This is a genomic window from Variovorax sp. YR266 (assembly GCF_900107295.1).
Lineage (GTDB): Bacteria > Pseudomonadota > Gammaproteobacteria > Burkholderiales > Burkholderiaceae_C > Variovorax.
In genome coordinates, this window is record NZ_FNPM01000003.1 from 148,033 (window position 1) to 161,802 (window position 13,770).

The following is a 13,770-nucleotide window of genomic DNA, read 5'->3' on the forward strand; positions in this document are numbered from 1 at the left end:
GGTCCGTCATTCCGCCTCTTTCGCGGCTTCGCGGCCACAAGGGAAACGGGCCGCAAATCAAAGCTTGGCGGGGCTTGGCCGCGCACAGCACCGGGCATTGTATTCGGGGCGGATAGCCGCTCCGGGCGCTTATCCGGCGCGGTGGGGAGGGCTTTCCTGCTATTCGGGCTGATCGTGTTTTGCTACGTTTTCAATAGCAAAGGGCGCCCATGGGCGCCCTTTGCATGATCAATCAGCCCTGAAAATCAGGCCGCCACGCGCTGCGCCTGCGGGTTGCGCCACTTGGCCATCAGCTCGCTCCAGCGGGTGCGGGCCGCTGCCAGGTTGCGATCCTTCACGTGGCCGTAGCCGCGGATCTGCTCGGGCAGGCTGGCGATCTCCAGCGCCAGCGCGTGGTTGTCGGCGCGCAGGGCGCCGATCACTTCCTCGATGCTGGCGCGGTATTCGCCGATCAGCGCGCGCTCGGTCTTGCGCTCTTCGGTGCGGCCGAAGATGTCGAGCGCCGTGCCGCGCAGGCCCTTGAGCTTCGCGAGGAACCTGAAGCCAGTGAGCATCCAGGGGCCGAACTTCTGCTTCTGCAGCTGCCCCTTGGAGTTCTTCTTCGCGATGATCGGCGGAGCCAGGTGGTAGTTGAGCTTGTAGTCACCTTCGAACATGCCCTCGACGCGGTCGAGGAAAGTGCGGTCGGTGTGCAGGCGGGCGACTTCGTACTCGTCCTTGTATGCCATCAGCTTGAACAGGTAGCGCGCGACCGCCTCGGTCAGCGCCGTGCTCTTGCCGGTGGCCGACTCGGCCTGCTGCACCTTGCCCACGAACTGCCTGTATTCGTCGGCATAGGCCGCGTTCTGGTAACCGGTCAAAAACTCCACGCGGCGCGCCACGATGGCCTCGACCGACTCGCGCTTCTTGAACTCGATGACCTGGCCAGGGCGCACGCGCTTTTGCAGTTCTTCGGGGCGCAGCGCTGCCTGGCGGCCCCATTCGAACGCCGTCTTGTTGTTCTCGACCGCCACGGCGTTCAGCTCGATGGCGCGCATCAGCGACTCGTGCTCCAGCGGGATCCAGCCCTTCTGCCAGGCGTAGCCCAGGATCATCGGGTTGACGTAGATGGTGTCGCCCATCAGCGTGGTCGCGGCGGCGTCGGCATCGAAGGTGCCCATGCCGTCGATGCCCACGGCGCGCGCGATCTCGGCTGCGCAGGCGTCTTCGGGGTTCTGCCAGTTGGCGTTGCGCACGAAGGCGGCCGTCGGTGCGCTGTGGCTGTTGAGCGCCACGTGCGTGCGCCCTTCGCGCATGCGCGCCATGGTTTCGGCATTCACCGTGACCAGCGGATCGCAGGCCAGGATCAGGTCGGCCGCCGCGGTGCCCACTCGCGTGGTGCGGATGTCGTCCTGCGTGTCGCCGATGAGCACGTGGCTCCAGGTGGCGCCGCCCTTTTGCGCAAGGCCGGCCGCGTCCTGCGTGACGATGCCCTTGGCCTCGATGTGCGCAGCCATTCCCAGCAGCTGGCCGATGGTGATCACGCCGGTGCCACCAACGCCCGCCACCACCACGCCCCAGACTTTGCCGCCCACCAGCGACGGAATCGCGGGCTCGGGCAGCAGGCCGAACTCGGCCGGCGTGGCCGCCTTGTTCTTGCCCTTCTTCTTGAGCTGGCCGCCTTCGACCGTCACGAAGCTCGGGCAGAAGCCCTTCAGGCAGCTCATGTCCTTGTTGCAGCTGCTCTGGTTGATGGTGCGCTTGCGGCCGAATTCGGTCTCCAGCGGCTCCACGCTCAGGCAGTTGCTCTGCACGCTGCAGTCGCCGCAGCCTTCGCAGACCAGCTCGTTGATGACCACGCGCTTGGCCGGATCGACGGCTGTGCCCCGCTTGCGGCGGCGGCGCTTCTCGGTGGCGCAGGTCTGGTCGTAGATGATGGCCGTGGTGCCGGGGATCTTGCGGAACTCGCGCTGCACGTCGTCGAGCAGGTCGCGGTGCTTGACCTGCACGTGGTCGCCGGGGATGTTCACGCCCTCGTACTTCTCGGGCTCGTCGGTGACGATAACGACCTTCTTGGCGCCCTCGGCATGCAGGCTCTCGGCAATCTGCAGCACCGAGTGGCCTTCGGGCCGTTCGCCGACCTGCTGGCCGCCCGTCATGGCGACCGCGTCGTTGTAGAGGATCTTGTAGGTGATGTTCACGCCCGCCGCGATGCTCTGGCGAATGGCGAGCAGGCCGCTGTGGAAGTACGTGCCGTCGCCCAGGTTCGCGAAGATGTGCTGGTCGGTGGTGAAAGGCTGCTGGCCCACCCACGGCACGCCCTCGCCGCCCATCTGCGTGAAGCCGATGGTGGAGCGGTCCATCCAGGTCGCCATGAAGTGGCAGCCGATGCCGCCCATCGCGCGCGAGCCTTCAGGTACCACGGTGCTGGTGTTGTGCGGGCAGCCCGAGCAGAACCAGGGCTGGCGCGTGGCGTCGACCACGCTGGTGGAAGCCTGCTGCACCACCATCGAGCGCTCCTTGGCCTCGAGGATGGCGAGCTGCGCTTCGATGCGGGCCGTCATGTCGGCGCCCGCGGCGGCCAGCAGGCCGGTCTTCTTCAGGCGCGCTGCAATCGCCTTGGCGATCATCGCGGGGTTCAGGTCGGCGTTGGCGCGCAGCAGGGTGTGCGCGGTCGGGTTGGGCACCGACCATTCGCCGCCGGAGTAGCCCTCGGCCGCATGCACTTCGCCTTCGTCGAACTTGCCGACCACGTTAGGCCGCACGTCGGAGCGCCAGTTGTAGAGCTCTTCCTTGAGCTGGTATTCGATGACCTGGCGCTTTTCCTCGACCACCAGAATCTCTTGCAGGCCGGTGGCGAACTCGCGCGTGAGTTGCGCTTCGAGAGGCCACACCACGCCCACCTTGTGCAGGCGGATGCCCAGCTGGCGGCAGGCCGCGTCGTCCAGGCCCAGGTCGATCAGCGCCTGGCGGGTGTCGTTGAAGGCCTTGCCGCTGGCCATGATGCCGAAGCGGTCGTTCGGGCCTTGAATGACGTTGTGGTTCAGCCGGTTGGCGCGGATGTACGCCAGAGCGGCGTACCACTTGTAGTGCATGAGCCGGGCTTCCTGCTCCAGCGCATGGTCGGGCCAGCGGATGTGCAGGCCGCCGGGCGGCATTTCGAAGTCGGTGGGAATGACGATCTCGACGCGCTCGGGGTCGATCATGGCCGTGGCGCTCGACTCGACGATCTCCTGGATCGTCTTCATGCCCGACCACACGCCCGAGAAGCGGCTCAGCGCGAAGGCGTGGATGCCCAGGTCGAGAATTTCCTGCACGTTCGCCGGGAAGAACACCGGCGTGCCGCAGGCCTTGAAGATGTGGTCGCTCTGGTGCGCGGCCGTGCTGCTCTTGGAGATGTGGTCGTCGCCCGCCACAGCGATCACGCCGCCGAACTCGGTGGTGCCGGCCATGTTGGCGTGCTTGAACACGTCGGAGCAGCGGTCCACGCCCGGGCCCTTGCCGTACCAGATGCCGAAGACGCCGTCGAACTTGTTGGTGCCCTGAGGGGAGAAGCCCAGCTGCTGCGTGCCCCACAGCGCGGTGGCGGCCAGCTCTTCGTTCACGCCGGGCTGGAAGACGATGCTCTGTTCCTTGAGGAACTTGCTGGCCTTCCACAGCGCCTGGTCGTAGCCGCCGAGCGGGGAGCCGCGGTAGCCGCTGATGAAGCCGGCGGTGTTCTTGCCGGCCTGCTGGTCGCGCAGGCGCTGCAGCATGGGCAGCTTGACGAGGGCCTGGACGCCGCTCATGAAGGCACGGCCGTAGTCCAGAGAGTATTTGTCGTCGAGCGTGACGGTCTCCAGGGCCTTGCGAATGTGCGCAGGTAGCGGTGCATTCATGTTCTTTGTCTCCGTATGGCAGGGCCTTGTGAGCCTGGCTGATTACTGTGGGTCTGTGCCCGGGTAGGGCACGAGCCCATGATCGTGCAAAGTGTATGCCGGGGTCCGCGACAGGTGTTTGCGTTCTTTGCCCTGAAAAACCCGCTTCCAGAAAGAATCTTGCTTAAGATTGCCATCCATGGAAAGCATTGACAAGTTCGACCTCGCAATCCTGCAAGAACTGCAGGCCGACGGCCGCCTCACGAACGCCGAGCTTGCGCAGCGCGTGGGCCTCTCGGCTGCGCCCTGCTGGCGCCGGGTGCGCGCGCTGGAAGAGGCCGGCTTCATCAAGGGCTACCACGCCGAAATCGACCGCCACAAGATCGGCCTGGGCGTGCTCGCCTTCGTGCGCGTGGACACCGAGCGCGTCACGCACGAGGCCACCCGCAGGCTCGAAGACGCGATCCGCAAGCTGCCCGACGTGATCGCCTGCCACTACATCAGCGGCACCGGCACCTTCGAGCTGCAGGTGGTGGCGCAGGACCTCGACAGCTTCTCGACCTTCGCGCGCCAGCACCTCATGAACCTGCCGAACGTGAAAGACCTGCACACCAGCTTCTCGCTGGGCGAGGTAAAGGCCAGCAGCGCACTGCCGCTGGGCCATCTCGGCGGTTCCTCTCGGACGCACGCGTCTTAGGCGTCTTGGATCAGCGCCGCTCCCCTCGGCTGGCCTCGCGGATCGCGCGGAATTCCGACCCCTGCCCCCACTCCGGCCAGCGGTGGCTGTTGGCCAGCGTCTCGCCCACGCGATAGAGCAGCGGCAGGTCGTGCGCCATGCCGGTGAAGGACCAGTCGGCGCGCCATTCGTCGGCCGGCTGGTGGTAGCGCTCGGCGGTGTAGGCCTTGCTGGCCGCTTCGCCGGCAGCGAGGCCGCCTTCCACCAGGTCGTTGCCGGAGGCGAAGGACAACGCCGGCACACCACGCTTGGCAAACGAGAAATGGTCGGAGCGGAAGAAATAGCCAGCTTCGGGGTGCGGGTCCGGCGCATAGGCCAGGCCGAAGCCCTTGGCCTGCTCGACCAGCAGATCCTGCAATTGCGAGGCCGCGCTGCCCGAGGTGCTGAAATTGCGCGCCGGGCCTTCCGGGCCGAGCGCATCCATGTTGATGACAGCCACGGTCCGCGCCAGCGGATACAGCGGCTTGGCGCCGTAGTACTCGGAGCCGAGCAGGCCGCGCTCCTCGGCCGTCACGGCCAGGAAGACGACGGAGCGCTCGGGCTTCCTGGGCGCGCTCGCGAAGGCGCGGCCCATCTCGATCAGCGCGGCCAGCCCCGTGCCGTTGTCGACCGCGCCGTTGTAGATCCTGTCGCCCCTGGCATCGGGCGCGCCCACGCCCAGGTGGTCCCAGTGAGCGCTGTAGATCACCGTCTCGCCCGGCCGTTTGCGGCCCTCGACACGGCCCACCACGTTCTTCGAGACGATCACCTGCCGGTCGATCGCGTACTCGGCCGAGAGGCTCGCATCCTTCAGTAGCTGCGGCTGGAACTCGCGCGTTTGCGCCAACTTCTTCTGCGCCTCGAAGTCCAGGCCCGCGCGGCGCAGCAGATCGACCGCCACCTCGCGCTGGATCCAGCCCTCCAGCTTCGGATGCACGGCGGCCGGCTTTTCGCGCTCGATGTCGAGCATGGTCGCGGTGTTGGAGTTCTTGACCGTGGCCCAGCCATAGGCGGCAGGAGCGGTCTCGTGCACGATCAGCACGCCCAGCGCACCGCGGCGCGCGGCCTCTTCGAACTTGTAGGTCCAGCGGCCGTAGTAGGTCATTGCCTTGCCGCCGAAGTCTCCGCTGCCGGTTTCGAAGTCGGGGTCGTTCACCAGCACGACGGCGATCTTGCCCTTCAGGTCGACGCCCTTGTAGTCGTCCCAGCGCCGCTCGGGCGCGCTGACGCCGTAGCCCACGAACACCAGCGGCGCCTGCTGGATCGCGACCGTGGTCGAGCCGTCGAGCGCGGCGCGCACCGCGATCTGCTCGCCCTGCACGAGCGCGTCGCTATGGGCTCCCACCTGGAGCATGAGCCGCGGCGTACCGCGGAACTCGGTCTTCACCAGCGGCACCGATTGCGTCCAGCCGCGCCGGCCGCCTTCGAGATCACCTCCCGGTGCGAGGCCCGCGGCCTTGAACTGGGCCACGAGATAGTCGACCGTCTTGGCCTCCGCTGGCGTAGCCGGCGCGCGGCCCTCGAAGTCGTCGCCGGAAACCGTCTTCACGATCTGCGACAGGCGCTGCGGATCGAATCGCGGCGCCGGAGGATCAGCCGCCAGCGCGCTCGCAGCGCTGCATGTGAGGCCGATGCCACAGAGAAGAAAAGCAAGCCGCGAGGTCGTCATGCAAGGCTCCTGAACCGGAAAGCTCCGGATACTAGTCAGCAGGCCACGTTCGCTCCCCGATGCCCTTCATCTCTCCCGGAGAACCTTAGTTAGCCCCGCACTCCAGGGAGCGCCCCGGGGGCGGCCGATAGCGACAGCCTAAAATCCCCGCCCACCACCTCCCGCCGGACGGCGAAAAAGCAAGGACCCCGAATGAATCCACTCCGCCGCGCCCTGGCCCTCGGCCTCGCTGCCGCCACGCTCGCCCTTGGCGCCCAGGCCCAGAACCGCGAACTGACGGTGGCTTCCAGCGCCACCTACGCGCCCTTCGCCTTCGAGAACAAGGACAAGCAGATCGTCGGCTTCGACATCGACATCATCAACGCCATCGCCAAGCAGCAGGGCCTGAAGATCAAGATCGTCAACACGCCCTTCACCGGCATCTTCGGCGCGCTGAACAACGGCGACGTCGACCTCGTGATCTCGGGCGTGACCATCAACGAGAAGCGCAAGCAGAGCTACGACTTCACGCCTCCCTACTTCGCGGCCCGCCAGCTGATCGCGCTGCCGAAGAACAGCAAGGTCGCCTCGCTGAAGGACCTGGCCGGCAAGAAGATCGCCGTGGTCAGTGCTTCCACCGCCGACGACATCGCCTCGCGCGAATTCGGCAAGACCAACCCCGACATCCGCCGCTTCGAGAGCACGCCGCTCATCATTTCCGAGCTGGCCGGCGGCGGCGTCGATGCCGCCATGGGCGACAACGGCGTGATCGCCTATCGCGTGGCGCAGAACCCCGAGCTGAAGACACTGGACGATAAGTCCTTCCCCGAAGAGGGCTTCGGCATCGTCGTGAAGAAGGGCGACAAGCCCCTGCTCGACAAGCTCACGGCCGGCCTCGCGGCCATTCGCGCCGACGGCAGCTATGTGACGATCTACAAGAAGTGGTTCAACAAGGACCCGAACGTGCGCTGAGCCGCACGGCATTTCCCTGAACACGGCCGCCCTCACGCGGCCGTTTCGTTTTTCGTTGACTGAGAGTTGAGGACGCAAGCATGGAACAACCAGTGCTGCTTTTCGGATGGTTCCGCTGGGACATCCTCGTGGAATACAAAGACCTGTTCTGGCAGGGCGCCTGGATGACGCTGCGCATGACGGTGGTCTGCGTGCTGCTGGGTTCCAGCTGGGGGCTGTGCCTTGCGCTCGCACGCCTGGCGCACCCGCGCCATGCGCCGTGGACCTGGGTGGCGCGTTTCTTCCTGCGCTGGCCGGCCACGGTGTACGTGAGCTTCTTTCGCGGCACGCCGCTGTTCGTGCAGATCCTGCTGATCCACTTCGCGGTGATGCCGGTGTTCATCCACCCGACCTCGGGCATCCTGATCGACGGCGAACTCGCGCGCACGCTCAAGCAGGAGCACGGCGCGCTCATCTCGGGCGTGGTGGCGCTCACGCTCAACTCGGCCGCCTACATCTCCGAAGTGTTCCGCGCGGGCATCCAGTCGATCTCGCGCGGGCAGTTCGATGCCGGCCGCTCGATCGGCTTTTCGCCCGCGCAGGTAATGCGCTACGTAGTGCTGCCGCAGGCCTTCCGCCGCATGCTGCCGCCGCTGGGGAACAACGCCATCGCGCTGCTGAAGGACACCTCGCTGGTCTCCGCCATCGGCCTGGCCGAGCTGGCCTACGCCGCACGCACCGTGGCCGGCGCCTATGCGCGCTACTGGGAGCCGTACCTCGCGATCTCGGTCATCTACTGGGTGATGACGCTGGTGCTCACGACGATGCTGCGCCGCCTCGAACACCGCCTCGCACGCAGCGACCGGGGTTGAGAGAAGAGGCCGCGCCACAATAGCGGCACATGCCACCCATATCCCCCGAAGAGACACCGATCCCGCCCGCGCGGCCGCAGCCAACGAAGCTCGCGGCCCTCGAGCCCCTCAAGCTCCCCGTGTTCCGCATGCTGTGGAGCACATGGCTCGTCGCCAACATCTGCATGTGGATGAACGACGTGGCCGCCGCGTGGATGATGACCTCGCTGACCACCTCGCCCATCTGGGTGGCGCTGGTGCAGTCGGCCTCCACGCTGCCGGTTTTCCTGCTGGGCCTGCCCAGCGGCGCGCTGGCCGACATCCTCGACCGCAGGCGCTGGCTGGTTGCCACGCAGTTCTGGCTGGCCGGCACCGCCATCGTGCTGTGCGCCGCGCTGGCGCTCGACCTCATGACCGCGCCACTGCTGCTGGCGCTCACGTTTGCCAACGGCATCGGCCTGGCGCTGCGCTGGCCGGTGTTCGCGGCCATCGTGCCCGAGCTGGTGCCGAGGCCGCAGCTGCCGGCCGCGCTCGGCCTGAACGGCATCGCGATGAACGCCTCGCGCATCGTCGGCCCGCTCACCGCCGGCATGCTGATCGCGAGCGCGGGCAGCATCTGGGTCTTTGCGCTGAACGCGGTGCTGTCGGTGGCCTCGGGCTTCGTGGTGCTGCGCTGGCGGCGCGAGCACACGCCCAACCCGCTGGGCCGCGAGAAGCTCATCAGCGCGATGCGCGTGGGCGTGCAGTTCGTGCGGCAGTCGCAGCGCATGCGCGCGGTGCTCACGCGCATCTCTATCTTCTTCTTTCACTCGACCGCACTGCTGGCACTGCTGCCGCTGCTGGCGCGCAACCTCCAGGGCGGCGGCGCGGGCACCTTCACGCTGCTGCTGGCGGCCATGGGCGCGGGCGCGATCATCGCGGTGCTGTTCCTGCCGCGGCTGCGCCAGGCGCTGGGGCGCGACCAGCTGGTGCTGCGCGGCACGCTGCTGCAGTCGGGCGCCACGGCCGTGATGGCTTTCGCGCCCAACGCATGGGTCGCGGTGCCGGCGATGTTCTTCGGCGGCATGGCGTGGATCACGGTGGCCAATTCGCTGTCGGTGTCGGCCCAGCTCGCACTGCCCGACTGGGTGCGCGCGCGCGGCATGTCGATGTACCAGATGGCGATCATGGGCGCGAGCGCGATCGGCGCGGCGATCTGGGGGCAGGTGGCCACGGTCACCTCGCTGGTCGCCAGCCTTTCCGTCGCCGCCATCAGCGGCACGCTGCTGATGCTCATGGCCCTGCGCTGGGTCACCGACGTGAGCGGCGAGGACGACACCAGCCCCGCGCAGGCCGGCTGGGCCGCCGGCCCGCCGACCGAGGCACCGCAGGAAGACGGCCGCGTGGTCATCACCGTCGAATTCATGATCGACCCGGCCCGCGCCGCCGCCTTCCACCTCGTGATGCAGCAGACCCGCCGCGCGCGCCTGAGCCAGGGCGCCATCGGCTGGGAGCTGCTGCACGACATCGCGCAGCCGGAGCGCTACGTGGAGCAGATCGTCGACGAATCGTGGACCGACCACCTGCGCCGCTTCAATCGCGCGACGGCCAGCGACATGGCATTGCGCGAACGGCGGCTGGCCTTTCACCTCGGCGAATCGCCGCCCGTGGTCACGCGCTATGTGGTGCGGCGATGAGCATGAAAACCTCGCAGATCGCAACGCTCTTCGGCTGCCTCTTCCTCATCGGCTCGGCGGAGGTGCTCGCCGGCCCGATGATGGGCGCCATGAGCGCCGACTTCGGCGTTCGCTCCAGCGCCATCGCCTACCTGCCCGCCGCCTACGGGCTCAGCTATGGCGCGGTGGCCCTGCTGGCAGGACCGCTGTCGGACCGCTGGGGACGCAAGCGACCGCTGCAGGCGGGGCTGCTCGGGTTCGCGCTGCTCAGCGCGCTCATTCCCAGTGCACCCCATCTGCTGGCGGCCATCGTCCTGTCGGCGTTGGCCGGTGTGTGCGCGGCCGTCGTTCAGCCCAACGCGCTGGCCCTGGTGGCCGACGAATCGCCGCCCGAGCAGGTGGGCAGGCGCCTGGGCCACGTCTTCATCGGCCTGATGCTGGCGTTCGTTCTCACGCCCGTGCTGGCGGGGCGGCTGGCGGATACGTGGGGATGGCGGTCGGCCTACTACGCGCTGGCCGCCCTCGCCGTGCTGGCCGCGCTGGCGGTTTCGCGCGCCTTCGCCGATCGCGTACCCGGCGCCGGCTCGCATGCGATGCACATGGACTTCATGGCCACGCACCGCGAAGCACTGAAGACGCCCGGTGCCCGCCGCCGGCTGTCGGCCAGCTACCTCTGGCTCGGCTGGGTCGCGGGGTTCGGGGCGGTGGTGGCGGAAGTCGCCTCGCGGAAGCTGTCGCTGTCTCCCACCGACACCGGCTTGCTGGCGGGCTTCTACGGGCTGGCCGTGATCGGCGGCAACCTCGCGAGCGGCAAGCTGCAGCGCATGGCGGGCGAAGCGGCATTGCCGGGCGCCGCGCTCGTCGCGGCCGTGGGCCTGCTCGGCTTCATGCTGCCGGTCGGGTCGATGGCCCAACTGGCGCTGCTCGGCTTGCCATGGGCCTTCGGCTACGGCTGTGCCGGGCCCTTGCACCATGCCAGGCTGAGCGCCCTGTCCGAGCGCTGCCGAGGCACCATCAACTCGTACCACGCGAGCCTGCTCAACCTGGGCATCTTCTCGGTCTCGTTCGCGCTGGGCACCGTCGTCCCGCGCTTTTCCGTGACCCTGTTTTGCGGCCTGGTGGGCGTTGTCACGCTGCTCGGCGCATGCCTGCTCATTCCGTGGCCGCGCCGCAAGACGCAGGCCGTGGCGGCCTGAAAGACACCGGCGCCCGCGCCGTCTCACTACAGCAACATGCAAACATTCGCTCGATTGTTTCTTGATTGTTAATCGTGCCAAATGTCTTGGCAAATGGCCAAACGACCGCCCAGCCTCAGGGTCGTGCACGAGAGACAACCAAGAACAAAGGAGCAAGCATGAGCATCGCGCGATCGCATCGGATTCCGCGTCACCTTCCTTCCCCCTCCCCTCTAGTTCGCTGCCTTGCGGCAACGCTCGCCACGCTGGCCGCCGATGGCGCCTATGCCGCCTGCGCGCCAACCGCCACGCCGGGCTCGAACACCTCCGTGGTCTGCGACGGCGCAACGACCGGCTCGGCCAGCGTGATCGCCACGCCGGGCAGCACCGGCGTCGGCATCACCGTGAACAACGGCGCCACGCTCAGCACCAATGCCACGCAGGTCCTGCTGGTGCGCGATGCCAGCACCATCACGAACAACGGCACCATCACCGTCTCGGGCGGCTCGGGTTCTGCCCGCGCGGCGATGGTCGCCACGGGCAATGACAACACCCTGACCAACAACGGCGCCATCCGCACGACGAGCAGCAGCACCTCCGGCATCCTGGTGACGTCGAACAGCAGCACGCGCACGCTCATCACCAACAACGGCAGCATCAGCACCACGGGCGGCAGCTCGCACGGCGTCTCCATGCTGGGCCCGGGCAACACGGTGATCAACAACGGCACCATCAATACCAGCGGCACCTCGGCCAAGGGCGTCTACCTGCAGGGCGGCAACCTCGTCGCCAACCTGCTGGTGAACACCGGCACCATCACCACCACCGGTGCCAACTCGCCCGCGGGCGGCGCCGACGCGGTGCATGCGAACACTCTGGGCTCAAGCTTCTTCTCGCGCGTGGAGAACCGGGCCGGTGGCACGCTGTCCAGCGCCAACGGCTACGGCTATCGCGGCCAGAACGGCAACGACGTGCTGGTCAACGCCGGCACCATCGAAGGACACGGCGGCGCCGCCAACACCGACGCGATCTACATGGGCGCGCTGGGCAACGGCACACTGATATTGCAGACCGGCTCGGTCATCCGGGGCGGCGCCGACGGCGGCGTCGGAAAAACCGCCAGCACCTTCCTCGAAGGCACCGGCACGGTGGACAACGCGTTCCGCAATTTCCAGAACCTGACGATGCGCGGCACCGAATGGTCGTGGCTGACCGACGCGAATTTCTCCGACTCGATACGGGTGGAGTCCGGCCGCTTCAACCTCCCCGCGACGCTGACGAGCCCCGTCATCACGGTGCTCCCCGGCACAACGGTGGCCGGCACCGGCACCTTCGCGGGCAACGTGACCAACCAGGGCACGCTGCTGCCCGGGCCTAACGACGGCGTGAACTTCGGGGCCTTCACCGTGCGCGGCAACTACTTCGGCGGCAGCGGCGCGCTGATGCAGGTCAACACGGTGCTGGCGGGCGACAACTCGCCCTCGGACAAGCTCGTGATCGACGGCGGCGCGGCATCGGGCAGCACCGGCATCCGCGTGGTCAACCGCGGCGGCCTGGGCGCGCCCACGCTGGCCGACGGCATCCTGGTGGTGCAGGCACTCAACGGCGCCACCACGGCCCCCACCGCGTTCTCGCTGACCCAGGCGGTCGAGGCCGGCGCCTACAACTACCGGCTGTTCCGAGGCGGCGCGGCCGGCAACAACTCCGACAACTGGTACCTGCGCAACAACGGCTACCTGGTCGGCGGCACCGTGGTGGGCTCGCTGACAGAAGCGCTCGCAGTCCTCAACGAAACGCCGCCGGTGCCCGGCGCGCCGCCAGCCGCCATGTCGGTGGAGCCGGTCAAGCTCTACCGGCCCGAGGTCCCGCTCTACAGCGCCCTGCCGATCGCGGTGCGCCGCCTCGGGCTCGCGCAGCTGGGCAGCTTCCACGACCGGCAGGGCGACCAGCAATTGCTGGCCGGCGACGGGGACAGCGAAGGCCGGCAGGCCTCGTGGGGCCGCGTGTTCGGCGAGAGCACACGGCAGCGCCTGCGCGGCGATGCGAATCCGCAGTTCGACGGCAACGTCCACGGCCTGCAGCTCGGCCACGACTTCCTGATGGGCACCGACGCCGCCGGCGGACGCAACCGCGTCGGCGTGCTGGGCGGCTACACGCGCGCCAGCGGCAGCGCGAGCGGCGTCGCCGACGGCGCCACCAACGAGGCGGCCGGCCGGCTGAGCGTGGAGGGCTACAGCCTCGGCGCGTACTGGACCCGTATTGCGAGCAGCGGCTGGTACAGCGACGCCGTGCTCATGGCCACCCGCTTCAAGACCGACGCGATTTCCACGCTCGGCCGCGGCGGCAGGCCGCACGGCAAGACGATCACCGCATCGCTGGAAGCGGGCTATCCGTTTGCCCTGAGCGACACCGTGACGCTGCAGCCACAGGCGCAGCTGATCTGGCAGCGCAGCTCGATCGACGATTTCGACGATGGCCTTTCCACCGTGCGCTTCCAGCGCGACAACGCCGTCACCGGCCGGCTGGGCGCGCGGCTCGAAGGCCGCTTCGACGCGGGCGGCGGCGTCTGGAAGCCGTATCTGAAGGTCAACCTGTGGCACACCTTCAGCGGCAGCAACGCGATCTACTTCGGGCCGACCGACCAGGTCGTCAACCGCCGCAATTCGAGCGCGCTCGAAGTCGGCGGCGGCGTTGTCGGCCAGGTGAACAAGACGCTGGCGGTCTACGGCGGCCTGGCGTACACCAGCGCCATCGGCATCACCGAGCAGACCGGCGTGCAGGGGCAAGTGGGGCTGCGCCTGCGCTGGTGAACCCCGGGCGGCGGGCGCTCAGGGTCAATTTTTGACCATTCGAGCAAATTTGATGGCATGCAGCTTGCATGAGATCGGTCATGAGAGATCAACGGGTATCCACGGATAGCCAATCTTTTTTGACCGTAT

Annotated in this window: 8 protein-coding genes; 6 read left to right on the forward strand and 2 right to left on the reverse strand. The window is 67.8% G+C overall.

Going from position 1 to position 13,770, the window contains the following annotated elements; translation table 11 throughout:
• Positions 1-245: 245 nt before the first annotated feature.
• A complete protein-coding gene (locus tag BLW48_RS09875; protein ID WP_093174360.1) occupies positions 246-3,857 on the reverse strand; it encodes an indolepyruvate ferredoxin oxidoreductase family protein in 3,612 nt (1,203 codons plus the stop codon).
• Between the two features lie 178 nt (positions 3,858-4,035).
• Between BLW48_RS09875 and BLW48_RS09880 the strand changes: the two genes are divergently transcribed.
• Complete coding sequence (locus tag BLW48_RS09880; protein ID WP_093174362.1) at positions 4,036-4,533, forward strand: Lrp/AsnC family transcriptional regulator; 498 nt, start codon at positions 4,036-4,038, stop codon at positions 4,531-4,533.
• A 10-nt stretch (positions 4,534-4,543) separates the two neighbouring features.
• Here BLW48_RS09880 and BLW48_RS09885 read toward each other — a convergent pair whose 3' ends face one another.
• Positions 4,544-6,220: a M28 family metallopeptidase gene (locus tag BLW48_RS09885; protein ID WP_093174364.1), complete on the reverse strand. Its 1,677-nt coding sequence runs from the start codon at positions 6,218-6,220 to the stop codon at positions 4,544-4,546.
• A gap of 192 nt (positions 6,221-6,412) precedes the next feature.
• Between BLW48_RS09885 and BLW48_RS09890 the strand changes: the two genes are divergently transcribed.
• The 5 genes from BLW48_RS09890 to BLW48_RS09910 all read left to right on the forward strand — a co-directional run bounded on the left by BLW48_RS09890 (position 6,413) and on the right by BLW48_RS09910 (position 13,641).
• On the forward strand, positions 6,413-7,171 hold the full coding sequence (locus BLW48_RS09890; RefSeq protein ID WP_093055354.1) for a basic amino acid ABC transporter substrate-binding protein: 759 nt from the start codon (positions 6,413-6,415) through the stop codon (positions 7,169-7,171).
• A gap of 80 nt (positions 7,172-7,251) precedes the next feature.
• Positions 7,252-8,022, forward strand: coding sequence for an amino acid ABC transporter permease (locus tag BLW48_RS09895; protein ID WP_093076217.1), 771 nt, complete (start codon positions 7,252-7,254; stop codon positions 8,020-8,022).
• Positions 8,023-8,051: 29 nt separating this feature from the next.
• The gene (locus BLW48_RS09900; RefSeq protein WP_093055350.1) at positions 8,052-9,677 is read left to right on the forward strand and encodes an MFS transporter; all 1,626 of its coding nucleotides are present in this window, start codon (positions 8,052-8,054) and stop codon (positions 9,675-9,677) included.
• Complete coding sequence (locus BLW48_RS09905; RefSeq protein WP_256330745.1) at positions 9,674-10,852, forward strand: MFS transporter; 1,179 nt, start codon at positions 9,674-9,676, stop codon at positions 10,850-10,852. The genes BLW48_RS09900 and BLW48_RS09905 overlap by 4 nt, the downstream gene beginning before the upstream one ends.
• 158 nt (positions 10,853-11,010) lie before the next feature.
• Complete coding sequence (locus BLW48_RS09910) at positions 11,011-13,641, forward strand: autotransporter family protein (RefSeq protein WP_093174368.1); 2,631 nt, start codon at positions 11,011-11,013, stop codon at positions 13,639-13,641.
• Positions 13,642-13,770 lie beyond the last annotated feature (129 nt).

Excerpts from the sequence above, each read along its gene's own strand:
- BLW48_RS09895 (WP_093076217.1), top strand. The coding sequence starts at position 7,252 with ATGGAACAACCAGTGCTGCTTTTCGGATGGTTCCGCTGGGACATCCTC.
- BLW48_RS09880 (WP_093174362.1), top strand. The coding sequence starts at position 4,036 with ATGGAAAGCATTGACAAGTTCGACCTCGCAATCCTGCAAGAACTGCAG.
- BLW48_RS09875 (WP_093174360.1), bottom strand. The coding sequence starts at position 3,857 with ATGAATGCACCGCTACCTGCGCACATTCGCAAGGCCCTGGAGACCGTC.
- BLW48_RS09910 (WP_093174368.1), top strand. The coding sequence starts at position 11,011 with ATGAGCATCGCGCGATCGCATCGGATTCCGCGTCACCTTCCTTCCCCC.
- BLW48_RS09885 (WP_093174364.1), bottom strand. The coding sequence starts at position 6,220 with ATGACGACCTCGCGGCTTGCTTTTCTTCTCTGTGGCATCGGCCTCACA.
- BLW48_RS09905 (WP_256330745.1), top strand. The coding sequence starts at position 9,674 with ATGAGCATGAAAACCTCGCAGATCGCAACGCTCTTCGGCTGCCTCTTC.
- BLW48_RS09900 (WP_093055350.1), top strand. The coding sequence starts at position 8,052 with ATGCCACCCATATCCCCCGAAGAGACACCGATCCCGCCCGCGCGGCCG.
- BLW48_RS09890 (WP_093055354.1), top strand. The coding sequence starts at position 6,413 with ATGAATCCACTCCGCCGCGCCCTGGCCCTCGGCCTCGCTGCCGCCACG.